Annotated in this window: 12 protein-coding genes; 7 read left to right on the top strand and 5 right to left on the bottom strand. The window is 63.7% G+C overall.

All coding sequences use genetic code 11. From position 1 onward, the window contains the following. Positions 1–9: 9 nt before the first annotated feature. Genes J3P94_RS15645 through J3P94_RS15635 form a run of 3 tightly spaced genes read left to right on the top strand, consistent with a single transcriptional unit; the run spans position 10 to position 14,461 of the window. Positions 10–9,042: an amino acid adenylation domain-containing protein gene (locus J3P94_RS15645; RefSeq protein ID WP_434568695.1), complete on the top strand. Its 9,033-nt coding sequence runs from the start codon at positions 10–12 to the stop codon at positions 9,040–9,042. Further along, positions 9,039–12,821: a non-ribosomal peptide synthetase gene (locus J3P94_RS15640; protein ID WP_434568694.1), complete on the top strand. Its 3,783-nt coding sequence runs from the start codon at positions 9,039–9,041 to the stop codon at positions 12,819–12,821. Before J3P94_RS15645 ends, J3P94_RS15640 begins: the two co-directional genes overlap by 4 nt. Next, positions 12,818–14,461, top strand: a complete 1,644-nt coding sequence (locus J3P94_RS15635; protein WP_434568693.1) for a cyclic peptide export ABC transporter — start codon at positions 12,818–12,820, stop codon at positions 14,459–14,461. The genes J3P94_RS15640 and J3P94_RS15635 overlap by 4 nt, the downstream gene beginning before the upstream one ends. A 9-nt stretch (positions 14,462–14,470) precedes the next feature. Here J3P94_RS15635 and fhuF read toward each other — a convergent pair whose 3' ends face one another. Further along, the gene (gene fhuF, locus J3P94_RS15630) at positions 14,471–15,208 is read right to left on the bottom strand and encodes a siderophore-iron reductase FhuF (RefSeq protein ID WP_434568692.1); all 738 of its coding nucleotides are present in this window, start codon (positions 15,206–15,208) and stop codon (positions 14,471–14,473) included. Between the two features lie 197 nt (positions 15,209–15,405). On the opposite strand from fhuF, the gene J3P94_RS15625 reads away from it, so the two are divergent. Both J3P94_RS15625 and J3P94_RS15620 read left to right on the top strand, forming a co-directional pair. Continuing rightward, positions 15,406–15,621, top strand: coding sequence for an MbtH family protein (locus J3P94_RS15625; RefSeq protein WP_434568691.1), 216 nt, complete (start codon positions 15,406–15,408; stop codon positions 15,619–15,621). A gap of 35 nt (positions 15,622–15,656) precedes the next feature. Then, entirely contained in the window at positions 15,657–17,087 is a 1,431-nt protein-coding gene (locus tag J3P94_RS15620; protein WP_434568690.1) for a diaminobutyrate--2-oxoglutarate transaminase, read from the top strand. A gap of 131 nt (positions 17,088–17,218) precedes the next feature. Here J3P94_RS15620 and J3P94_RS15615 read toward each other — a convergent pair whose 3' ends face one another. From J3P94_RS15615 to J3P94_RS15605, 3 genes are all read right to left on the bottom strand, one after another. Then, positions 17,219–18,145, bottom strand: coding sequence for a sugar ABC transporter substrate-binding protein (locus J3P94_RS15615; protein WP_434568689.1), 927 nt, complete (start codon positions 18,143–18,145; stop codon positions 17,219–17,221). Between the two features lie 81 nt (positions 18,146–18,226). Beyond that, positions 18,227–19,018: a TIM barrel protein gene (locus J3P94_RS15610; protein WP_434568688.1), complete on the bottom strand. Its 792-nt coding sequence runs from the start codon at positions 19,016–19,018 to the stop codon at positions 18,227–18,229. Continuing rightward, positions 19,015–20,037 carry a Gfo/Idh/MocA family oxidoreductase gene (locus J3P94_RS15605; RefSeq protein WP_434568687.1) on the bottom strand — a complete coding sequence of 341 codons (1,023 nt, stop codon included), beginning with the start codon at positions 20,035–20,037 and terminating at the stop codon, positions 19,015–19,017. The genes J3P94_RS15610 and J3P94_RS15605 overlap by 4 nt, the downstream gene beginning before the upstream one ends. A gap of 195 nt (positions 20,038–20,232) precedes the next feature. Here J3P94_RS15605 and J3P94_RS15600 point away from each other — a divergent pair, with 195 nt between their 5' ends. After that, a complete protein-coding gene (locus J3P94_RS15600) occupies positions 20,233–22,233 on the top strand; it encodes a sigma-54-dependent Fis family transcriptional regulator (protein ID WP_434568686.1) in 2,001 nt (666 codons plus the stop codon). A gap of 21 nt (positions 22,234–22,254) precedes the next feature. Here the strand turns inward: J3P94_RS15600 and J3P94_RS15595 are convergent, their stop codons facing one another. Beyond that, positions 22,255–23,556 carry an SDR family oxidoreductase gene (locus J3P94_RS15595; RefSeq protein WP_434568685.1) on the bottom strand — a complete coding sequence of 434 codons (1,302 nt, stop codon included), beginning with the start codon at positions 23,554–23,556 and terminating at the stop codon, positions 22,255–22,257. A 148-nt stretch (positions 23,557–23,704) separates the two neighbouring features. Between J3P94_RS15595 and treA the strand changes: the two genes are divergently transcribed. After that, on the top strand, positions 23,705–25,309 hold the full coding sequence (gene treA / locus J3P94_RS15590; RefSeq protein WP_434568684.1) for an alpha,alpha-trehalase TreA: 1,605 nt from the start codon (positions 23,705–23,707) through the stop codon (positions 25,307–25,309). Positions 25,310–25,354 lie beyond the last annotated feature (45 nt).

The following is a 25,354-nucleotide window of genomic DNA, read 5'->3' as shown; positions in this document are numbered from 1 at the left end:
ATGAGTACGATGACGCAACAAGCTTTCCTGGAGATTGCGCAGCGGCTGGCATCCTTGCCCGCGGACAAGAAAAAAGTCTTTCGCCAGCGCCTGGCCGAGAAGGGCATCGACAGCTGGCGCCTGCCGATCGTCCCCGCCGTGCTCGGCGAAGGCGAGCACAGGCCGCTGGCGCAGGCGCAGCGGCGCTTCCTGTCGGCTGAAGCCCTGAGCAGCCGGGCCCTCTACAATCTGTGCTCGGTGCTGCGATTCGACGGGCGTCTGGACGGCGAGCGTCTGCAGCAGGCGATGCAGCAAGTCGTCGATCGCCACCAGATCCTGCGCACTCGCTACACCACGGATGCCAACGGGCAAATGCAGCCTCATTGCGCGCCGCAACAGGTCCGCTTGCCAGCCGTCGAGCGGTTGACGTTGGCGGCGTCTGACCAGGCGCAATGGTGCGCCGATGAGTACGCCCGCCAACTTGCCGAACCGTTTGACCTGGCTCAGTCGATGCCTTGGCGCTGGCAAGCGTTCAGTGACGCCCAGGAGCAATCCACCTGGCTGTTTTTCACCATCCATCACGTCGCCTATGACGCCTGGTCGGCCCAGCAACTCACACTTGAACTGGCCGAGGCCTATCGGGCGCTCGCTTCGAACCAGCCTGCCGCACAACCCGAGTTGAGCATTCAATACGCCGATTACGCCGCGTGGGAACGCGAGTGGCTGGACAGCGACACTTGCCGGCAGCACATCGACTTCTGGCGCGACCAACTGGCGGACGCGCCGGCGCCGCTGGCGTTGCCACTGGACCGGCCGCGCCCTGCGGCCACCCAACGTCGCCACAGTGGCGCGATCCTGGCACGGGAGCTCTCGCCGCAACTGACCGCAACGGTGGAGGCGGCCATTCGCAACCAGGGGGTGACGCTGTATATCTACGGCCTGACGGCCTTTACCTGCCTGCTGTCGCGCTACAGCGGCGAGACCGATCTGTGCCTGGGCACGTCGGCGGCCCAACGTGACCGTCCGGAGCTGGTGCCGCTGATCGGCCCGTTGCTCAATACCCTGGTGATCCGCCAGCGTCTGCAGGACAACCCGGACTTCGGCAGCGCCTTGCTGCGGACCCGCGATACGGTCGCGGCCGCATTCGACCATCAGCAGTTGCCCTTTGAAAATATCCTCGAAAGCCTTGAGCGTCCGCGTTCGAGCCCGCTGTTCCAGGTCATGTTCGTTCAGGTTGATCTACCCGAAAGCCGCACCCTGGCCTTGCCCGGTGTGGCGGTCGAGGTGCTCGACCCGCCGCAACGGCATGCGCGTTTCGACTTGACGCTGCGCATGGTACGTAGCGCTGACGCGCGACTGCGCTGCGAGCTGGAGTACAGCGACGAATTGTTTGATGCGGCGACGGTCGAGCAGATGCTCGACGACTTGCTGGCGATTCTGCACGAGGGCTCGGTGCATCCGCAGCGACGCCTGGCGGATCTGCAACTGGTTTCGCCGCCCAGCGAGTTGCATGGCCCCGCCCTGGATACGGCGCCGTTGCCGTTGGACCGGCAAGTGTTGCACTGGGCCAATCAGACGCCGACCGCTGCGGCACTCTGCAGCGTTGGGCGGACCCTTGATTACGCCACGCTCGGCGCCGCCAGTCGGTCGATGGCCGCGCGGCTGGCCGGACAGGGCATCGGGCCCGGGCAGGTGGTTGCTTTGTGCATGCCGCGCTGCGCTGAACAGCTGTTGGCGACCCTGGCTTGTTGGCAGCGTGGCGCGACCTGCCTGTTCCTCGACCCGGCGCAACCGCCGCAGCGCCTCGCGCAGTTACTGCAAGACAGCGGGGCGAGCCTGTGGGTGACGCTGGCGCACGCACCTGAAGCCGGCGTGGGCCTCGCGCATCTGGTGATGAGCGACGCCGACTGGTTGGCCGATGCCAATGCCGGGCAGGGCGAAAGCCTCAGCCAGCCGCAGTTGCCTGCCTACCTGATCTATACCTCGGGCTCGACCGGCCAACCCAAAGGCGTGCTGGTCAGCCATGCCAACCTGGCGCATTACGCGAGCGCAGTCGGCCAGCGCTTGCACGCCTTACCCGGTAGCCGTTGGGCGACCCTGGCGACCGTCGCCGCGGACTTGGGGCTGACCTCGGTATTCGCCGCGCTCGCCGCTGGCGACCCGCTGGTCTTGCCGCCGGTGTCGTTGGCTTTCGATCCACCCGGCTGGGCTGACTTTCTTGATCAGAATCCCGTCGATTGCCTGAAGATCGCGCCTTCGCATCTGCGCGGCTTGCTGGCATTGGACGATGGCCGTCGGGTGTTGCCCAAGGACATACTGATCCTCGGCGGCGAGGGGTTCGATCAGGCCCTGTTCGCCAAGGTGCATGAACTGGCGCCGCAACTGCGTATCTTCAATCACTACGGCCCGTCGGAAACCACGGTTGGGGTGATCTGCGGGGAAATCACCGGGTCCGACGCATTCGAAGCGGGTCAATACTTGCCTTTGGGCCAGCCTTTGTCCGGCTGCGAATTGCGCATCGTCGATAGCAATGACAGAACCGTACCGCTCGGGGTTGCCGGTGAGCTGTTGATTGGCGGGCCCCAGGTTGCCCAGGGCTACCTCGGGCAACCCGGCTTGACGGCGCGCGCGTTCGGTTGCACGGCCCAGGGGCAGCGATTCTATCGCAGCGGTGACCGGGTGCGCCTGGATCGCAACGGGCGGCTGGTATTCCTCGGGCGCCAGGACGATCAGGTCAAGATCCGTGGTTTTCGTGTCGAACCGGGCGAGGTCAGTGCCTGGCTCAACGCCCAACTCCAGGTGCGCGAGGGGGCGGTGCTTGCCTGCGACGTAAAAGGACGCACGCAACTGGTGGCATATTTCACCCCCGGGATCGGCTCTTCGATGACCACCGAAGCCTTGGCGATGCTGCAAGCCGAGGCCAAGCGCCAACTGCCGGAACACATGGTGCCGGCGTATTGGCTGGCCCTGGAGACACTGCCGCTGACCGCCAATGGCAAGCTCGACCGGCGTGCATTGCCCGAGCCCGCACCGGATGAGCCGAGCGCTGACACCGTCGAGCCACCGAGCGGCGCGACCGAACAGCGCCTGGCGCTACTGTGGTGCCAGATTCTCGGTTGCGCGCAAGTCGGGCGCGGGGATGATTTTTTCGCCCTCGGCGGCGACTCGATTCTCAGCCTGCAATTGATCGGCCTGGCTTCACGGGAAGGGCTGAGGCTGCAACCTCGCGATGTCTTGCAGCATCCGACATTGGCGGCCATGGCGCTGTGCATCGATTGCCGCGCCGAGCCCGCCTTGCGCACGGTGCTGACGGCCTTTCGCGAGCTGCTCGGCCAACCCGCGCTGGGCGCGGATGCGGATTTTTTTGCCATGGGCGGCGATTCGATCCTCAGCCTGCAACTGATCGCGCGCTTGCGTCAGGCCGAGCTGCGCCTGATGCCTCGGCAATTGTTGGAGAACCCAACCCCTCGGCAGTTGGCCAAGGCGCTGACGCCGGTCGTGGCGCCTGTCGTCGCGGCGGTCGAGCCGAGTGACGTGGCGAAGCAACCACAGCCGCTGTCCCACGCCCAGCAACGGGTGTGGTTCATGCAGCAGCTCGATCCGGCTGAAACCGCCTACAACGTCACCCAGTTGCTGGCCTTGCGCGGCGATCTGGATGTGCCGCGTCTGCAACGTGCCTGTCACGCGCTGGTCGCCCGTCATGATGCGTTGCGCTGCCGCTTCTTCGAAGAGCAAGGGCAAGTCTGGCAGCGCCTGGACGATACGCCCGCGGTGATCTTCAATGTCCATGACATCGGTGGCCTGACCGGGGCGGAGCAGGATGCGGCCATCGCCAGTGCGGCCAAGCGGGTCTTCGATCTGACGCAGGGGCCCTTGCTGGCGGTCGATGTGTTTTGTGTCGCACCCGCTGACTACCGCTTGCTGTTCAATGTGCATCACATTGCCGTGGACGGTTGGTCCATGGGCCTGCTGGTCGAGGATCTGACGTCGCTCTATCAGGACCGGACGCTGTCTTCGACAAGCGCTCTGCTGCCGTTGATCAATGCGCAGCGGCAGCAGTTGGAAGGGGACCACGGCAAGACGCTGTTGGCTTATTGGCGGCAACGCCTGGAAGGCTTGGGCAACGAGCCTTTGGAACTGCCCGGACAACCCACTCGGCCGGCAGTGCAGGCATACGTCGGAGCGCGGGACGAGTTCGCTTTGCCCGGTACGCTGAGTGCCGCTGTGGAGGCGCGGGCAAGGGCACTAGGCGTCACACCGTTCGTGGTGTATTTCGCTGCGTATCAATTGCTGCTCTGGCGTCATGGCGGACGCAGTGACTTCGCCGTGGGCGTTCCAGTGGCCGGACGCGAGTTGGCAGAGAGCCAGGCGCTGGTCGGCCTGTTCGTCAACACGCTGGCGCACCGGGTGCAGATCGATGCTCGCCAGAGCCTGCAAACGTTCGTCCAGGCCTTGAACGGCAGACTGAGCGAGGACCTGGCCCATCAGGCGCTGCCGTTCGAGCAATTGCTCGACGTGCTGAATGTCGAGCGCAGCCTGGATCGCACGCCGGTGTTCCAGACGATGTTCAACTACCAGGTCGACCACCAGCAGTCCCGCAGCCTGAACCTGCCCGGCGTCAGCGCACAGGCGCTGGCATTGCCGGGCGGGGTGGTGAGCGCCAAGTTCGACCTGACCTTCAACCTGTTCACCCAAGGGCGTGGTGCCGAGGCCAGTACCGGGTTGATCGTCGAATACGCGACCGCGCTGCTGCAACCGGGCACCACCCGGCGGCTGGTGGAGGACTATCAGGGATTGCTCGCCAGCCTGGCGGGTGTTGACCTTCAGACACGCTTGCTGGAAATCCCGCTGCGCTCCGTTGCGACCCTGGCGACTGCCGGTGAGCCGATGCGATTGTCCGGCGAAGCGGATTTCGTGACGCGTTTCGAAGCGCAAGCCGCTGCGCATCCCGAGCGCATCGCGGTGTACTGCGCTGACCGGCAGATAAGCTACGGGACGCTGGATGCCCAGGCCAACCGCCTCGCTCATTGGCTACTGGCCCAAGGCGTGGGCGCCGAATCGATGGTTGCCTTCTGCCTGCCTCGGGATGAGCGGTTGCTGGTGTGCATGCTGGGCATTCAGAAGGCCGGCGCGGCTTACCTGCCGCTCGATCCCGGCCATCCACCGGCTCGCCAGGCGCAAATCCTCAATCGGGCGCAGCCGCATCTGCTGTTCTGCGATTCGCCGAGCGTCGATCTGCCGGCGCTGTTGCGCGTGTGCCCATGGGCGGACCTGCCGCTGGGGCAGTTCGCGGCCCAGGCGCCGGAAGTGGCGGCCAATCTTGGGCAACTGGCCTACACCCTCTATACCTCGGGCTCGACCGGCCAACCGAAGGGCGTGCAGATCAGTCGCGGCAACTTCGCCAACTTCCTGCTGGCCATGGAACAGGCGCTGCCCTTGGCAAATGTGCAGCGCTATCTGGCCTTGACCACGGTCACCTTTGACATCTGTGGCCTGGAGCTGTGCCTGCCGCTGGTGCGTGGCGGTGCGGTCGTCCTCGCCGACGATGACGAGCGCCAGGATCCGCTGCTGCTTGCGCGCTTGATCGAGGAAAAAAATGTCGACCTGATCCAGGCCACACCGGCGACCTGGGCGATGTTGCTGCAAGGCGATCGCCAGGTGCTCAAGGGGCGCGTGGCCCTGGCCGGTGGCGAGGCAGTGTCGGCCGAATTGGCCCACGAGCTGAAGCAGTGCGTGGCGCAACTGATCAACGTCTATGGCCCGACCGAGACCACGGTGTGGTCGACCCAGACGCCGATCGATGCGCTGCAACTGCCCGTCGCGCCGATTGGCCGACCGCTGCTGAACACGCGCTGTCATGTTCTCGACGAACACCTGTGCGAGGTGCCGCCTGGCTGCGTGGGCGAACTCTATATCGCCGGCGACGGCCTGGCCCGCGGTTATGCCGGGCAGCCGGGGCTGACCGCCGAGCGCTTCATTGCCGACCCGTTCGGGGGTAACGGCGGGCGTTTGTATCGCACTGGCGATCTGGCGCGCTGGCAGCCCGACGGCCAGCTGTACTACCTCGGGCGTACCGATGACCAGATAAAGTTGCGCGGGTACCGCATCGAACTGGGAGAAATCGAGGCGGTTCTGCTCAGCCATCCCCAACTGCTGCAGGCGGTCGTGGCCGTGCAAGGCGAGCACCTGACGGCGTTCTGGGTGGCGGAGGCTGAAAACGCACCTGACGAGGCGGCTGTGCGCGACTATCTGCAGACACGTTTGCCGATCTACATGTTGCCGACGCACCTGCAAGCGCTGGAGCGGCTGCCGCTCAACACCAACGGCAAGGTCGATCGCAAGCAGCTGCCGCGCCTGCTCGCGGTGGTCGACAGTGCACCTGCTACTGAGCGCGCCTTGTCGGCGAGCGAGGCCTTGCTGATCCAGATCTGGACCTCGGTGTTGCACCTGCAACACGTGCCGGTTGATGGCCATTTCTTCCAAATGGGCGGGCATTCGCTGATGGCCGCTCAAGTGCGTGGGCGCTTGCGCGAGCAGGGGTTTGACGTGCCATTGCGCTGGCTGTTCGAAACGCCGGTGCTGGCGCAACTGGCTGAGCGAATCGAAGGGCTTGCGGGGCAGCAGGACCTGGCTTCGCTGACGATCTCGCCGGTTGATCATGAGGTCGAGCAACCATTGTCCTCGGCGCAACAGCGGGTCTGGTTGATGCAGCAGATGGACCTTGCCGACAGCAGTTTCAACATGAGCAGTAATGTCCGTTTGCGCGGGCAATTCGACATTCAGGCTCTGGACCGTTCATTGCAGCGGCTGGTAAGCCGCCACGCCATCCTGCGCACCACTTATCACCAGCGGGACGGCGAACCGCGCCAGCGCATCCACTCGCAATCGACAGTGGCCCTAGAAACCGTCGCGTCGACGCAAGCGCAGTGGCCGGTTGAAGCCCGGGACAGGGCACTGCGTCCCTTCGACCTGGTTCGCCAGGCTCCGCTGCGGGTGGTCCTGTATCGCCTCGGCGAACAGGATCATGTGCTGCAAATGATCATGCACCACATTGCCTCCGATGGCTGGTCCGGCGCTATTCTGGTCGATGAGCTGATCGAGGGCTACGAGGCCTATAGCACCGGCGTGCTACCGAGCCAGGAAGCGTTGCCGATCCAGTACGTCGACTACGCCGTATGGCAAGGTTCGGCCGCGGTCCGGTTGCGTCAGCGTGAAGGCCTGGACTTCTGGCGACGGACCCTGGCCGGCATTCCGGCGCAAGTGCCGCTGCCGTTCGATTTCCCGCGTCCGGAGCGTGACAGTGGCGCCGGGGCCGCAGTGGATTTCCAGTTGTCGCCCGCCATGGTCGGTCGGCTTAAGAGGTTCGCCCAGGACAGTGGTACGTCGCCGTTCATGGTGCTGCTGACTTGTTATGCCGCGGTTCTGCAACGCGAGACGCAGGGTCGCGATCTGGTCATCGGTACGGACGTGGCGAACCGCGACCATCCGGCCACCGAATCGCTGATCGGCTTCTTCGTCAACCTGCTGGCCTTGCGTGTCCGCCTGCAACCGGAGTTGAGTTTCCGTGAGCTGGCGCTCCAGGTGCGTGAGGTTTGCCTGCAAGCGTTCGCCTGGCAAGACACGCCGTTCGAACAGGTCGTGGAGTGCCTCGAGCTGCCGCGCGTGGCCAATGTCCACCCGCTGTTGCAGACCTTGTTCGTGCTCGACAACACACCACGCCAGCAGCGTCAGCTGGGCGATCTTCGGGTCGAGCCGCTGGCCGGCGAGCAACACCATTCGAAGTTCGACATGGCTCTGTTCGCCAGCGAAGACTCTGATGCCATCAGCCTGCGCTGGGTGTACCGCACCAGCCTGTTCCGCCAGGCCACCGTCGAGCGCTTGCGCCATGCCTTCGAGTCACTGCTGGAGCTGGCCCTCGGCGCGCCGGACAATCCCATCGATACCTTGATTCCGACTGTAAAGGGAGCCGCTGCAATGTCTACGGACAACCCGCTGCAACGCAAAATGAGCAAATTGGGCAAGATGCGCCAGAGCGGATCGGCGGCGACCCGTGAGCCCATCGAAGCCCGGCCGCTGCGAGAGGAGGCGAAATTTCCCCTGCTGGTCTCGCTGCGTGACCGTGAACTGGCCCCGGCTATCTGGGCCGAAGCCAACCGCGACAAGGTCGAAAACTGGCTGCGCGAGCATGGCGGTATCCTGTTCCGTGGGTTCGACCTGCCGACACCGGCGGATTTCGAGGCGTTCTGCCAGGCGCTGTGCCCGCAGCTGTATGGACAGTACGGCGACCTGCCGAAGAAAGAAGGCGGCAAGAACATCTACAAGTCCACGCCATACCCCAAGGACCGGATGATCCTGTTCCATAACGAGAGTGCGCATCAGCACCGTTGGCCGCGCCGCCAGTGGTTCTACTGCGAGACGCCAGCGACCTCCGGTGGCGCGACGCCGATCGTCGACAGCCGCCAGGTCTACGGCGAACTGCCGGCCTGGTTGCAGGCAAACCTGCGGCGCAAACAGCTGATGTACGTGCGCAATTTCAGCGCCAGCCTGGATGTCAGCTGGCAGCATTTCTTCCAGACCGAGGATCGGGCCGAGGTCGAGCGAATCTGCCGTGAGAGCAACATCGAATTCCAATGGCGCGGCGCCAATGACCTGCACACCCGCCAGGTTTGCCCGGCGGTGATCCTGCATCCATTGACGGGCGAAGAGAGCTTCTTCAACCAGATCCAGCTGTACCACCCGGCGTTTCTCGATGCCGATATCCGCGAGCAGTTCCTGCGCGATGGCGAAGCCGCCATGCCCAGGCAGGTGTTCTACGGTGACGGCTCGGACCTCGAGCCGGCCGCCATCGATGCCATCAATGCCGCCTATGACCGCTGCGCCGTGCGTTTCGATTGGCAACAGGGCGATGTGGTCATGCTCGATAACATGCTGGCGGCGCATGCCCGGGATCCGTTCGAGGGCGAGCGCAAGATTGTCGTGGCCATGGGCGAGATCTATGGTCGTCACCAGGTAATGGCTGCCCCTGCGCAGACCGAAGAGCATTCCGCAGAGTTGACCCCATGATGGATCTTGGACTGACGCTTTCACCGCAACAGAAACAACTGGCCCAGGCCAATCCGCAAGCCTGGCGCTGGGTCCGCATGCGCTTGGCGGGCGTGCCCGAGGGCATCGTCGAGCAACGCTTGCGCGACGCCCTGGCGCAGCATCAGGCGTTGCGCCTGCGTTACGAGCGCCCACTGGGCGCCACCGGCCTGCGCCAGCGGGTTATCGAACCTGATGCACTGCGGCTGGACTGGCGCCAGGGGCGGGCAGCCGACGGTCACGATGGACAGTCGTGGCTGGAGGCGGCCCGGCGTCGTTGCGACGCCGAACAACCCGACATTCTCGCCTGGCAGCTCGACGATCTGTTGCTGTTGGCAGTCCCGGTCTACTCACTGGACCAGCGCAGCCTGATCGGCTTGCAGGAACACTTGCTCGGGCGTGCCGCAGCGCTTGACGACGAGCCCATGCAGTACGCCGACTATGTCGAGTGGATCAACGGCCTGCAACTGGATGAAGACGCCGAGCAGGGCGCGCAGTTCTGGCGCAACCTGGCCTTGCAGGACATTCCCGGCATGCGCCTGGTCGAGCGCTATGGCATCGCCAGCGGACGTCACGCAGTCGTCCGCCAGGAAGTTGAGCAGCGCTTGCCGACGATGCTCACGGCACTGGCCGATCGTGAAGGCGTGGCCGTCGAGCAGTGGGTGCTGGCCGCCTGGGGTTCATTGCTCGGCAGGCTCAACGGGCAGCAGCAGGGACAGTTGGGGTTGCAACACGATCCTCGCGACAACTACGAGGAATTGTCCGGCGCGTATGGGCTGTTCGAGCAGACTTTACCGATGGTCCTGCAAGTGTCCGAACACAGCACTCTGACCAACCTGGCCCGGCAACTGGCCCGGCAACTTGAGAGCGCCGTGGACTGGCAGGAATATGTCGGCCAGGCACAGTTGTTGCCCGAGTGGCGGGCCAGCTTCCAGGCCGGCCTGCGGGTCTCGCCCGTGCCGCAACTGGACATGTCGCAGTGGCTATCTTTCGACACGCCGGTCGAACTGCAACTGCAATTGACGCTCGATGCCCAGGGCCACGGCGAGCTGGCGTTGGTCTACGACCTCGGCCTGTATCGCGAGGGGCAGATGCAGGCGCTGCTCAAGCGTTTTGCCCATTGGCTTGGCCAACTGGTGCAATCGCCCGACGGGCTCATCGCTGACGTTGACGCGCGCCTGCCTGAAGAACGGCTGGCCTCGGCGCAGACTGCTGCCCTTGGACCGGACCTCGATATCATCGCGACCTTGCGCCGCCATGCCCAGGCACAACCGTCGCGTCCGGCGCTGCGGTATGCCGAGCAGGTATTTTCCTACGCTGACCTGGATGCCCTGAGTGATCGTGTTGCCGGCAGCCTGAACGAGGCTGGCGTGGGCCGCGAGCAGGTCGTTGGGCTGTATCTGCCGCGTGGCGCGCAGATGCTGATTGCGATGCTGGCCTGCTTCAAGGTGGGGGCCGCGTATCTGCCGTTGGACCCACAGCAACCACCGCTGCGTCTGGCCGGCATACTCGACGACGCCCAACCGGCGTTGTTGCTGCATCTGGAAGGGCTGTTGCCCGAGACATCGGTGCGGACCCTGTGCTGGACGCAGGCGAGCAATGCACCGGCATTCGCCTCGCCAGTCTCCGGCACAGCGCAGGACCTGGCCTACGTGCTCTATACCTCGGGCACCAGCGGCAAGCCCAAGGGTGTGCAGATCGAACAAGGGCAACTGCGTCACTACGCCACCCAGGTGGTCCACGCGTTGCAATTGCCCGAGGGCGGGCATTACGGGCTGGTGTCCTCGTTGCTCGCAGACCTGGGCAACACCGTGCTGTTCCCGGCGTGGCTGCGGGGCGGCTGCGTGCATGTCCTGGCGCAGACGACCGTGACCGATGCGCGGGCGTTTGCCGATGAGCTTCGGCGCTACCCACTGGACGTGCTCAAGATCGTACCTTCGCACCTTGAAGCGCTGATGGGCGAGCAGGCCGCCGACGTCCTTCCACGCCAGGTCCTGGTGCTGGGCGGAGAGCCGATCGGCGAGGCGCTGTTGACCCGCCTGGCGCAGGCCGCACCGACCTGCCGTGTTTACAATCACTATGGTCCGACCGAGACCACGGTAGGGGTGTTGTGGCGGGCGATCGATCTGGAACAGGGGGTGAGTGGCTGCGCATTGGACCAGGTGTTGGGTGCCAACCGTATCCACCTGCTCGACGAGCGGCAGCGACCGGTACCCTCAGGCCAGGCCGGCGAGTTGTGCATCAGCGGCGCCAGCGTTGGTCGAGGCTATGTCGGCAATGTCGGCGGCAACGCCTTTGCTGTCGAGCCTGCCACTGGTCATCGTCTGTACCGTACGGGCGACCTGGCCATGCGCCAGGCCGATGGGGCCGTGCGCATCCTGGGGCGCAACGATCAGCAGGTGAAAATCCGTGGGTTTCGCCTCGAGTTGGCCGAGGTCGAGCAGGCAATGCTGGCCCAGCCAGGTATCTCGCAGGCTGCTGTGCTGCTGGACGGCGAAGGTGACCACGCCCGATTGCTGGCCTTCGTGGTCACGGAGGAGGCGTATTCGCAAGGAACGGATCAGTTGCGCGCCAGCCTGGCCCGCCAGTTGCCGGACTACATGCTGCCCAGCGCTGTACTGGCGCTGAAGGCCATGCCGTTGAACAGCAATGGCAAGCTCGATCGCAAGAACCTGCTCGAACGCGCCCGGCAGCGTTTGCACAATACCCGCGTGGCACCGGTCGGCGAGCTGGAGGCGGCGATCCTCGCCATCTGGTGCGAAGTATTGGGAGTCGAGGACCTTGGCGTCACCGACAACTTCTTTAATGTCGGTGGGCATTCGCTGGCCGCGATCAAGGTGGTGTCGCTGATTCGTGAACGGTTGGGCCTCGACCTGCCGACCAACCTGCTGTTCGAGCGCCATACCGTGCGTGACCTCGTCCAAGGCCTGGGCGAGATCGGTAGTGGTCCGTGGAAGGTCCTGAACACTGCCGATCCGCATGCCCCGGCGCTGTTGCTGGTGCATGGGGCGCAAGGGCACCTGCAGGCTTACCAGCCGCTGGTGGACAACCTGCGCGACGACGTCGCGGTGTTTGGCCTCGCCGCGCTTGAAAGCGGCTGGGCCGAAGGCGACATGGATGCACTGCTGCGCCGATACGTGGCGAGTATCCCGGCGCAGCTCAAAGAGCGTCCGCTGGTACTGTTGGGCTGGAGCCTGGCCGCGCGCCTGGCCATGTTGCTGGTGCCGCATCTGCAAGCAAGTGGTTTCAGTGTCGCCGGGTTGGTGGTGCTCGATCACGATGCGCAGCGCAGCCTGGCCGGCGAGGGTGATGAAGCCGGCCAGTTGATTGCCGATTTCGCTTTTTATTGCCGCAGCCACGCCCAGCCGCTCGGCGAGTCGCTACGGGAACGGTTGACGGGCCTGTTGGCCGGCCTTGACTATGCCGAGGGTGTCGCCCGGCTACTGGACGACGAACAGGTGCGCGCGCATCTGCAATGGGAATCGGCCGACGCGGAATTGTTGGCGTTGATGGCGCAATATCGCGCGATCAAGACCCGCTTGTACGAGCAGGCCTTGCCGACCGTCGATGTGCCGGTCTGGCTCTGGCGCGGCAATGCCCACGGCGATTTGCGCGCGCCGTGGCAACGCCATGCCTTGCAACAGGTCAGCCAGTGGACATTGGACGTGGGGCATCATGAAATGCTCGGCGAGCCGCGACTGGTCGAAAACCTGCTGCCTTTACTGTTGCAAAACTCTGCCAAGGTGGTGCCGGTCCCATGATGTTATTGAAAGAACTGCTGCATGATGCGCGATGGCGCATCTTCCTTGCGGTGCTGTGCAGTGCCTTGAGCGCGGCCACCAGTATCGGCCTGATCGGCTACATCAACCGTTGCCTGGAACAAGGCCTGGATGACCTCGGTCGGGGCTTGCTGCTGTTCGGTGGCCTGTTGGTGCTGTTGTTCATCAGCGGGGTCATCTCGCAATGGCTGCTGGTGCAGATCGGTCATCGCCTGGTCTACCAGCTGCGCCTGCGGTTGGTGGGCAAGGTGCTGGGCACCGCGCTCGAACGCGTCGAACGGCTGGGCAGCCCACGTATCTACAACGCGCTGACCAAGGATGTGACCACCGTCGCCACGGCGTTCAAGCAACTGCCGATCTCCTTGTACAACGGTCTGCTGCTGTTGGCGGGGCTGGCTTACATGGGCTGGTTGAGCTTGCCGTTCTTTTGCCTGACGCTGGCGGTGATCGCCGCTGGCGTTGGTCTCGATGTGTTGCTGGGGCGCAAGGTCAAGACCTTGATGCAGGCTGTGCGGCAACAGGACGACCAATTGACCGAGCAGTTCGAAGCCACGATCCAGGGGCGCTGCGAGTTGGGCCTGAGCCGCGAGCGCCGGCATCTGCTTTATCAACACAAGCTGGAACCCATCGCGCGCGCCTCGCTGGACGCCTCGGTGCGCGCCGACACCCTCTGGGCGGTGAACCTCAATTGGACGACACTGCTGGTGTTCATGTTGATCGGCACACTGTTTTTCCTAGGCCAGGGGCTGGGGTTGCTGGACCAGCAGGTGGTGGTCGGCTACGTGTTGGCGATCATGTTCCTGCGCACCCCCATCTCGATGATCCTCGACGCCATTCCCGCAGTGATCCGCGGTCATGTCGCGTTGCAGGCCATTGACTCGCTGGCGCTGGGCGAGACGGTGGAATTCAAGACGCCGACGCAAGCGGCGCAGCCGTTTCGCGAACTGCGCCTGGCGGACGTGCATTACCGTTATGCCGGCAAGAACGAGGAGTTTGCATTTGAACTGGGTCCGATCGACCTGACGATTCGCCCTGGCGAGCTGATTTTCATCGTCGGTGGCAATGGCAGCGGCAAGTCGACCCTGGCCAAGCTGCTGACCGGCCTCTACGTGCCCGCTTCCGGGGAGGTGTCACTCAATGGCGTGGTACTGGATGCCACTACCAGTGAGTGGCACCGGGAGCATTTCGCCGCGATCTTCGCCGACTTCTATCTGTTCGCCGATGTGCTGGGCGAGGCAGGAGACCATGCAGGGCTCGAAGCCCGGGTGGACCATTATCTGGAGCGCCTGGGGCTGGCCCACAAGGTCGAATTCGCCGCCGGGCGCCTGTCCACCACTGCCTTGTCCCAGGGCCAGCGCAAACGCCTCGCGTTGCTATTGCTGATGATGGAAGGCCGGGAAGTGTTCCTGCTGGATGAGTGGGCGGCGGACCAGGATCCGGTCTTCCGCCATGTGTTCTACAGCGAGTTGCTGCCCGAGCTGAAGGCCGCCGGCAAAACTGTCATCGCGATCACTCACGATGATCGTTATTTCGATGTGGCGGACCGGGTCTATCGCCTCGACTACGGCCACCTCGTCGATTACGACCGGGCCACGGAGAACCCTTTTCAGCTGGTGAAATGACGGCTGCGCTCAGGCGCCTTGAACCTGGCGCCTGGATTCATCGAGGGGGCAGCTGCTGCAATAGCCAACGCCGGGGAGGCGGTAGCGAATGCAGCAGATGCGCCTCAGGCGCTGCGGCTCGTCCTCGCCGATGTCTTGGTAGCGTACGGGCGCGAACAGCGGGTTGCGGCGGCCGTCGGGACGTAGCCGGGCAGTGAGGATCTCCCTGGCCGGCAGGGTGCTGGAGGCATCAGCCAGCGGGTGCAGCTCGATTCGCGTGGTGACGAATTCGAAGGTGTTGGCGGCGTTGCTCCAGAACAACCGGGGCGATGCCCGGCTGACACTGGCAAGAATCTCGATGACCGGTTCCAGATGGCATTCGACGAGCGTATGGAACCGCTCGAAGGCCGTGCACCGGGGGAGTATCTGACCATCGTCGCGCAAATGCAGGGCCTGGGGCCTGGCGTCATCGCCGAGTTTCAAGCCGACATCAGCCAGGGCGAGCGGCAGCTCGCGTTGCTGGAGCAGGTTGGCGGCCATGACTGGCGCCAGGAAGGTACTGAAATACCACTTGGACCACAGCGACACCAGGGCCAGGCGCTCATCGGTCTTGTAGCGTGCCAGCAGATCGTCGACGAATGCACTGAACGTCTCATGCTGGAAGAACACGGCGGCCGGCAGATCGGTGCGCGGGAGGCTGCGCAGTTGCAGTTTCTCTTCAAAGGCTGCGAGCGGCCCGATGAACAGCGGAGCAAGGCTGGGAATCATTGACTCATCCGTGACCGCGAATCGAGAGAGGTTATCGTTCAGGGGCGAAGTATAAACAGCGTACTGCTGTCTTGCGACTGCTCGCCAGCAATGAAATATGTGCGCAACGTAAGATTTTTATAATATTAATGAGAATCGCTACCATTAGTATTGTATCGTAGCGATCTTTTCCGTCATGCCAGTCAAAGGAGCAAGCAATGAGTTTGGATAGCCCGGATACGCGGTTTCTGGTTGTCGTCAACGAAGAGGAGCAGTACTCGATCTGGCCGGACTACCGCAGCGTGCCCGACGGCTGGCGCACCGTGGACATGCAGGGCAGCAAGGAAGAGTGTCTGGCCCACATCGAGAAAGTCTGGACCGACATGCGCCCGCTGAGCCTGCGTCAGGCCATGCAGGTACAAGGACAGGGCTGATCGCCTACAACCGAGTGGTTACTCAGGGAGTCAAAATGGAAAGTGTCCAGCCCCGTTCATCCTCCAGCGCAACCTTCACGCTGGAGCAGTTTCGCCAGCAAGCGCCGCGTGAACTGAACACCAACCCGTATCTGCAACGCCAGGCGGCCCGGGAGTCGAACGCCCGTTCTTACCCGCGGCGCATTCCGTTGGCCTTGCAAGAAGCCCATGGTCTTTATGTGCGCGATACCCAAGGCCAATTGTTCATGGACTGCCTCGCAGGTGCGGGGACATTGGCGCTGGGCCATAACCATCCGGTGGCCATCGCGGCCATGCGCCAGACACTCGATTCCGGCCTGCCCTTGCACACCCTGGACCTGACGACACCGATCAAGGATCGTTTCGTCGAGGACCTGTTCAACGCCTTGCCGGAAAACTTCGCCCGTCACGCGCGCATCCAGTTCTGCGGACCGACCGGTGCCGATGGCATCGAGGCGGCCTTGAAGCTGGCGCGGATCGCCACCGGGCGCAAACCGATCCTGACGTTCTCCGGCGGTTACCACGGCATGACCCTGGGGACACTGAGCCTGATGGGCAACCTGGGGCCAAAACAGGGGCTGGGCTCGTTGATGGCGGACGTGCAGTTCCTGCCGTACCCCTATGACTACCGCTGTCCGTTCGGCATCGGCGGCGAAGCCGGCATCGATGCCGGGCTGCACTTTATCGAACAACTGTTGAGCGACCCGGAGTCGGGTGTGCTGCCACCGGCAGCGGTGGTCGTGGAAGTCGTGCAGGGCGAGGGTGGGGTGATTCCGGCACCGGTTCGTTGGCTCCAGGGTTTGCGCCAATTGACCCGCAAACACGGCGTGGCACTGATCATCGATGAAGTACAGACCGGCCTGGGGCGTACCGGCAAGCTGTTCGCTTTCCAGCACGCCGACATCGAGCCGGACATTCTGGTCTTGTCCAAAGCTATCGGCGGCGGCCTGCCACTGGCGGTGATGGTGTATCGCGAAGAGCTGGACACCTGGAAACCCGGTGCCCATGCCGGCACGTTCCGTGGCAATCAGATGGCGATGGCAGCGGGCGCCGCGACGTTGCGCCATATCATCAGCGAACACCTGCCAGCGCACGCCGAGGTCATGGGGCAGCGCCTGATGGAACAGTTGCGTCAGTTGCAGGGCGATTACCCTTGCCTGGGCCAGGTGCGTGGTCGTGGCTTGATGGTGGGCGTAGAGGTTGTCAGCGATACGCCGAGCGATGCCCGTGTCCCCGCCGCGGATACGGCACTGGCCCAGGCCATCCAGCGCCAGTGCCTGCGGCTGGGCGTCATCCTCGAGCTGGGCGGGCGCCATGGCGCCGTTGTGCGATTCCTGCCGCCGCTGATCATCCAGGCTGAGGAAATCGATGTGCTGGTCGAGCTGTTCCGGGTGGCCTTGAACAATGCCATCGCCGAGACCAAGGGCAGGGCGTTGCACATCGCGTAAGCTGGTCATTCACTTATCGACCCGTGGCGAGGGAGCTTGCTCCCGCTGGGCTGCGCAGCGGCCCCAAAAATCTTGCGGCTGCTACGCAACCGAGCGGGAGCAAGCTCCCTCGCCACGATCACGCGTCTCTGCTACTTGTAACGCTGCTCAAAAACCGCCAGTTGCTCAGGCTTGATCAACTGGAATGGCACCCAGACTTCCGGTTCAACCGGCTCGCCCTTGATCATCATGAGCGCCGCCTGCACCGCGCTGGTCGCCTGGGCCTTGGGGTCCTGGAATACCGACGCGACCAGCATCCCGCGTTTTATCGCCGCCAGGCCATCAGGCAAACCGTCAATGCCGACAATCGAAATCTCGCCCTTGGCTTTGCCGGCTTGCTGCAAGGCCATGGCCGCACCGATGGCCATCTCGTCATTGTTGGCGACGATGGCATCGAAACGGCTGCCGGCGAGCAGCCAGTTGCTGGTCAGGTCCATCCCTTTGCTGCGCTGCCATTCGGCGCTCTGCTGCTCGACGACCCTGATCTGGGGGAAGTCCTTGAGCACCTGCTTGACCCCTTCGGTGCGGTCATGGGTCGCGTTTTGCGCGAGGTCGCCCATGATGATCGCGAGGTTGCCTTTGCCGCCGAGTTTTTCCGCCAGGTAGCGCATCTGCAGTTGGCCGGCCTCGATGTCGTTGGACGCCACCGTAACTACGCCTTTGGGCAAGGTGCGCTCGTCCGGGTGGCGGTTGACGTAGACCAGCGGCGTCTTGGCTTCGACCGCGGCGCGGGTGATGTTGGCCGTGGCGGAAGTGTCTACCGGCAGGACAATGACCGCATCGACTTTCTGGTTGATGAAGCCCTGGACCTGATTGAGCTGGCGGACCACGTCGCCCTGGGCATCCTCGAACTGGATCTGGACGTTATCCTTCCTGGCGGCCTCGTCCAGGCCGTTACGCACGTAGGTCATGAAGTTGTCGTCAACCCTGGCGATGCTGACGCCGATGCGATAATCGGCGACGGCCCATTGGCTGAACAGCACGAGCAGTGTGGCGAAAAGCACTGTGCAACGACGCATGATGGTTTTCCTTTTGTTGTTATGGAGTGAACGTCATCAAGTGATGGAAATTTTGCCGCGCGTCTGGAGTCCGCGAGGCGCTCACCCATCCAGGGTGAAAGCCTGTCTGAAGCGCTCCAGTGCTGTTTCGCTTTCACCGCTGGCCCAGCCTTCAAGGCCGACGACACCACTGTATCCCATGCCGAACAGCGCCCGGGCAATGGCCGGATAGTGAATTTCACCGGTGCCGGGCTCCATGCGACCCGGAACATCGGCGACCTGGATTTCGCCGATGGCGTCACCGGCGCGCTGGATCAGCTCGATCAGGTTTCCTTCGCCGATTTGCGCGTGATAAAGGTCCAGGTTCATTTTCAGGTGCGGGCTGCCCACGGCTTCGATCAGCGCCAGGGTATCGTCGGCGCGGGCGAACGGTGTGCCGGGATGGTCGACTTCGGTGTTGAGATTTTCCAGCAGGAACACCCGGCCGGCGTCTTCGCCCAGGCGGGCGATCTTTTCCAGGGTCTTGCAGGCGCTCAACCACATGCGTCCGGTGGTACGGGCTACCGGTTTGACCGGCAAGCCCTGATCACCCAGGCCGGTGCCGTGCAGGTTCAGGCTCGGGCAGTTCAACCGGGCTGCGACGGCCAAGGATTCCCCGGCGCTGTCGAGCAGTTGCCGGACGGCCTCGGGATCGGTCAGGTTGCCCGAGATGTAACCGGTCATCGAGGTGAAATCCGCGCCAATCGCCGCGAGGGCCTGGATGTCCTTGCTCGACCAGTTCCATATCTCGACGCTGAAACCCTGCGCGTGGATGCGTTTGACCCGTTCGAGAAAGGGCAGGTCGAGAAAGACCATCTCGGCGCTGACCGCCAGCTTGAAGGGGATGAAACTCATGACGAGGCTCCTTGCACACGTACCGCTTTACCCTGCTGGAAGGACTCGATGCAAGCCCGTGCAATGGCCAGGGCGGCCCGGGCATCTTCACCGCTGGCCAGCGGTTTCTCGCCGCTGCGCACGCAACTGACGAAGTGATTGAGCTCGGCCACGTACGCATCACGCAGCAAGTCGGTGTCCAGGCGTTGGGTATCGGCCTGGACCCCATTGGCCAGATAGCGCAGCAAGTCGGAGTCGTTGACGCTGCCCATGGTCAGCATGCCGGCACTGCCGAACACTTCGCCCCGGACGTCGTAGCCATAGACGGCCTGGAAGTTGGCCTCCGCGGTGGCAATGGCGCCATTGTCGAAACGGATCGTGACCACTGCCGTGTCGAGGAAACCTTTCTCTTTGTAGGCGGGTGCAATCAAGGCATCGGCCATCACGAACACTTCGACCGCCTCGGCGCCCGGATTCAGGTAGCGCAGGGTATCGAAGTCATGGATAAGCGTTTCCAGGAAGATCACCCATTGCGGCGAGGCGGCGGGGTTGTTCAGCGCCGGGTCGCGGGTCAGCGAGCGCAGCAGTTGGGGTGTGCCGATCCGGCCGGCGACCACGTCCAGATGAGCTGTGCGGAAACTCCTGGCGAAGCGCCGGTTGAAACCGACCTGCAGGGTCACCCGCGCATCGGCAGCGGCGGCGATGGCGCGGTCGGCTTCGTCCAGCGTGATCGCCATGGGTTTTTCACAGAACACCCCTTTGCCGGCCCGGGCCGCGCTGATCACCAGCTCGGCATGGCTGCGTGCCGGGGCGGCGATCAGCACGGCGTCGATGTCCGGGTCGTCCAGCAGTTGCTGCGGATCGGCGTAGGTCTTGCGCACATCCAGCTCCGCCGCCAGGCGCGCGGCCTGGCCGGGAGTAGGGTCGGCGATGGCGGCGAGGCAGGCGCCGGGGATGTGCCGGGCGGCGGTCAGGCCGTGAAAACTGCCCATGCGGCCAGCGCCGATAAGACCCAGGCGAATGGTTTTCGAGGTGCTCATGAAATGACTCCCTTTTATTGTTGTTCGCGACGCGTTGGCTGGAACGCCGGTGTCGCTATACAGCAGGGAGCAACTGCTGTGCCAATACTCAACACGCTGAATTTAAAGGTTTATTTCTGCGATCTTGAAGGAGGGATGTTCATTTCGTGGACATGTCTACACTGACATGTCGAGAACCTGAACATAGAGCCGACAATGAATGCACAACCCATGGCCCTGAGCGTTGAAGACCGGGACTATCTGACCGCCCTCGGCCCCGCGTCGTTGAATGGAGGATCAAACGCTGCGCTGGAAGAGGCCTGGCGAGCATGCCTGAACGCCAGCACCGAGCGTCCCGCCGGTGTCAGGCAAGTGATCTGGAATTCCTGGCGGCGCAGCGTCGATGCCGGGCTGGATCCGGAGGACGGCGAGTACCGTTTTGTCGCGCCCGCCGAGCTGACCGCCACGCTGACGGCGAATCGCCTGTTGATCGCCGCCGCCGCACAGGTCATGCGCGGCTTGCTCGCCTACAACCCCAACGGGCATATCAACCTGACCGATGCCGAAGGCACGACCCTGTATTTCTGCGGGCTGGACCTCACGCCCATCGGCAGCCGATTGCTCGAATCGGTGCAGGGCACCAATTGCACCGGGCTGGCGCTGGTCGAGGACCGGCTGGTGTATGTGCTGGCCGAGGAAAATTTCGGCATAGGCCTGCGCCAGCGGCGTATGCATTGTGCCGCCGCGCCTATCCGCGATGCTCATGGCCGGACCCTGGCGATGCTGACCCTGACCGCCGAGCCCGGCTGGTTTCACTTCCATACCCTGGGCACCGTCCAGGCCGCGGCTGAAGCGGTCTCCCGGCAAATGGCGCTGCAGGCACTGCTGGAAGAACAACAGACAGTCCTTGAAGTGCTCAACGAGGGCTTGGTGGTACTCGATGAAACGGGTTGCATCAAGGCCCTCAACCATTACGCCCGGCAATTGTTCCGCGTCGATCGTGACTGGTTGGGCAAGCCGTTCCAGAGCCTGGGGCAGACCGAGCAGAGCGGCGAGATCCTGCGCGGGGATGGCGAAGGGGCAAGGGACCTGGATTGCACCTTCGAGCTGCATGACCGCAGTCATCTGGCCTGCCTGGTGTCTGTCTGCCCTCTGGAGCAGGGCGGTCGTATCGTTTCGCTGCGCGAGAATCGGCGCATCCGTGAGATTACCCGGCGCATCATCGGCACCCAGGCCAGCTACACGTTCGAGATCATCCAGGGTCGTTCACGGGCGATTCAGGACGCCTTGCAACTGGGCCGGATCGCCAGTCGCAGTGACTCGACCACGCTGATTCTCGGTGAGAGTGGCACCGGAAAGGAGCTGTTTGCCCAGGCCATCCATAACGCCAGCGAACGCAGTGGCGGTCCGTTCGTGGCGGTCAATTGCGGGGCCATTCCCCGGGATCTGGTGCAGAGCGAACTGTTCGGCCATGTCGAAGGTGCGTTCACCGGATCGGCTCGCGGTGGCTCGGCGGGCAGATTCGAACTGGCCGATGGCGGGACGATCTTCCTCGACGAGATCGGTGATATGGCCTTTGATGCGCAGGTCAGCCTGCTGCGCGTCCTGCAGGAAGGCGAAGTGACGCGGGTGGGGGCGAAAAAATCGCTGCGGGTCAACGTGCGCATCATTGCCGCCACTCACCGCAACCTGAGCCAGGCCGTCGCCGACGGGGCCTTTCGCGAGGACCTTTATTACCGCCTCAATGTGCTGAGCCTGACGGTGCCGCCGCTGCGGATGCGGCGGGAGGATGTGCCCTTGCTGGCGCGGCATTTCCTCGCGCGGTGTGCCCGGTCGCTGCGAAAGCCGATACGAGACCTGTCACCACAGGCGCTGGAGGTTCTCGATGCCTATCATTGGCCGGGGAACGTCCGTGAGCTGGAAAACGTCATTGAGCGCGCGACCAACCTGGCAACCACCGAACTCATCCAAGCCAATGACCTGGCCCTGGAAGTCAGGCAGGGCGGACGGCCCTCGGCCCGCGAGGCTACTCCGGAACCCAGGGCGGCCGTCGATCTGGATACCCACGAAATGAATGCGATCATCGCCGCCCTGCGGGACACGCGCGGCAATATCCGCCTGGCCGCCCGACAGTTGAATGTGTCCCGGGGCGGGCTGTACAACAAGATGAGCCGGTTCGGGCTCAACGTCGAAGCGTTCCGCTCGGCGCAGGACTGACCCGATCGCCTCGCTGTGCGGTCACCTGCGGTCACGCTCCCGACCCAATGCCACCAGGCACCCGCCAAGCAACAGCGCCGCGCCCGCCACCAGCACGGGCGATGGTCGTCGCGCAGGCTTGCGCCAGCCGCCTTCGATTTTACGCGGCCCGCTGGGCGGGTTGAACAGGTTGCCCGAGGATGAAGCCAACGCCGGACTGCGGTTCAGGGCCAGACGCGTCAACCAACCGGACAGTTGCGGGAACCCGGGCAAGAGGACATGGGCGACTCTCGCCAGTATCGCCGCGCTGCCCACGGTGGTGCTGGGCTTGGGGTTGAGCGCACAGCTGACCATCGCTTCGGCAACCCGCTGCGGGTCGTAGACGGGAGGCGGTGGCTTGAGCGCATGGCCGGTGTAATTGGCGCCGTCGCGAAAGCCCGGCGTGTCGATGACGGCGGGGTAGATGTCGCAGACATGGATGTCCCGGTATTTGCCGAGTTCACCGCGCAAGGCTTCGGACAAGCCGCGCAAGCCGTATTTGCTTGCCGAGTAGGCAGCGGCATAGGGCTGGGCGACCCAACTGCCCAGCGACAGGGTGTTGATCAGGATCCCGCGCTTCTGCGCCTTGAAATAGGGCCATGCCACATAGGCGCCCCGCAGGTAGCCGAGCAGGTCGGTTTGCAGAACCTGTTCATGTACCTCAAGCGGCGTTTGCTCGAAACTGCCCACCGCGCCGACGCCGGCATTGTTGATCCAGATGTCGATGCGGCCGTCACCAAACGCGGCGGCCTCGGCGGCTAGCGCCTGCATCTGTTCGCTGCGGGTGACATCGGTGCACACCGCCAATGCGGCGGCGCCCTGGGCCTGGCATTCGTCGACAACTTCGGCGAGCGCCTCCCGATCACGTGCCGCCAGCACCAGGCGCGCCCGTTGCCGGGCAAACGCCAGGGCGGTGGCACGGCCGATTCCGCTGGACGCTCCGGTGATAACCACGAGTTTTTCCGCCAAGGGATACGACTTTGTCTGAGCGGCGGTAGCGGCGGGGCCCGTGGGCCGGTCGATGTCGGGCTGCAAGGGGGTCAGCTTGAGGCGCACGCCATCGGCCATTATCAGCGTCAGGTCCTCGATGGTGCCGGCCACTCTGCCGGGGTACACCGGCTCGCCCTCGGGGTCGAGCTGGTCGTAGAGGAAGGTCTGGCCTTCCAGCCAGCCCACTGCCGTATTCAATTCAGGGCCCAGGTAATACTTTCCATCAAGGAAAAAACCCGGGAAGTGAGGCGCGCGCTCGATGCTTTCAACGGCGTAACGCTCACCGTGCCGCATGCCGGTTGCTGGGGCAATCATGATCAACACCTCCGTCCTGTTGGTCCTGCGATAGAGAGCAGGGGTCAGGCAGGGGTTCCGTCGAGGTGAGGAAAGGCATTTCGAGTGAACCGCGCTCCACCTCGTTCTGTCACTCGTTGGTCAGGAACGACAAATGATGGAGCCGCCGATGCGACCACTGTATTTCCCCAGCCTGTCTCTCGCTGCCGTGCTGTGCACGGCCTGTTCAAGCCAACCTGCCGCCATGTGGAGTTATGCCGACGCCCGGGACCGGGCCAATCAGCCGCCCGACCAGATGTACCCCGAACTGTTCGAAGCCGTGCAGCGTCAGCAGGTGTTCACCGACCAGAAGCATTTCGTCGATGCGTTGCCCAAGCGTGACCCGGCGAAGATCCGTGCCGATTACCTGGCCCGTCGGGAGGGCGCCGATTTCGATCTCGATGCCTTCATAAAGGACAACTTCATCGAATCCGGCCAGGCTGAAAGTCCTGCCCCCGAACCGGGTGCGCCGATCAAGGAGCACATCGATAATCTCTGGCCCGTGCTCAGCCGAACCTACACCCACGTGCCGCCCTACAGCAGCCTGCTGCCGTTGCCGCAACCGTATGTAGTTCCGGGCGGACGTTTCCGCGAAATGTATTACTGGGACTCGTATTTCACCATGCTCGGTCTGGAGCAAAGCGGCGACAAGGCGCAGGTTCGCCAGATGACCGACAATTTTGCCTACATGATCGACACCTACGGCCATATCCCCAATGGCAACCGCAGCTACTACCTGAGCCGCTCGCAGCCACCGTTCTTTGCTTACATGGTCGAGTTGCAGGCGCACATCGAAGGCGAGCAGGCCTACGGGCGCTACCTTCCCCAGTTGCAAAAGGAATATGCCTACTGGATGGACGGGGCGCAGGCCCTCAAGGCCGGTGAGGCGGTGCAGCATGTCGTCAAGCTCGCCGATGGCAGTGTGCTCAACCGTTATTGGGATGCCAACGCTACGCCTCGGCAGGAGTCATGGCTGCAAGACACGAAGACCGCCGAACAGGCGCCACAGCGACCCAAGGAGGAGGTCTGGCGCGACTTGCGCGCCGGGGCCGAAAGCGGCTGGGATTTCAGCTCCCGCTGGCTGGGGGACGGCAAGAACCTGGCGACCATCCGAACCACGTCGATTGTGCCGGTGGATCTGAACAGCCTGATGTTCCACCTGGAGCGCACCATCGCCAAGGCCTGTGAGACGGTGGCGAACACGCCTTGCGTCCAGGCCTATGGGCAGCGTGCCGAGCAACGCCAGCGCGCCATCGAGACCCACTTGTGGAACGCCGAGGGTGGTTATTACGTGGACTACGACTGGCAGCAGAACCGGCAACGGCCGGGATTGACTGCCGCAACGCTGTTCCCGCTCTACACCGGCCTGGCCTCTGCCGAACGCGCCGATCGTACCGCCGATGCGGTGCGTCGAGGTTTGTTGCGTCCGGGCGGCATCGCCACCACCCAGGTCAATAACGGCCAGCAGTGGGACGAGCCCAATGGCTGGGCGCCGTTGCAATGGGTGGCGGTCGAAGGATTGGACCGCTACGGACAAACGGAACTGGCCCGGGATGTTGGCAACCGCTTTCTGAAGCAGGTCCAAGACCTTTATCTCAAAGAGGACAAATTGGTCGAGAAGTACGACGTGTCCGGACAGGGCGACGGCGGTGGGGGCGGCGAATACGAACTGCAGGACGGTTTCGGCTGGACGAATGGGGTAACACTGAAGCTGATGAATAAATACGGCGGTTGAGCCGGGCGGGATCGATGCTATTCTTCGCAAAATCTGCGAAGAATA

It is taken from the genome of Pseudomonas sp. Z3-8 (assembly GCF_051131975.1).
GTDB lineage: Bacteria > Pseudomonadota > Gammaproteobacteria > Pseudomonadales > Pseudomonadaceae > Aquipseudomonas.
This window is presented reverse-complemented; position numbering and strand designations above follow the sequence as displayed.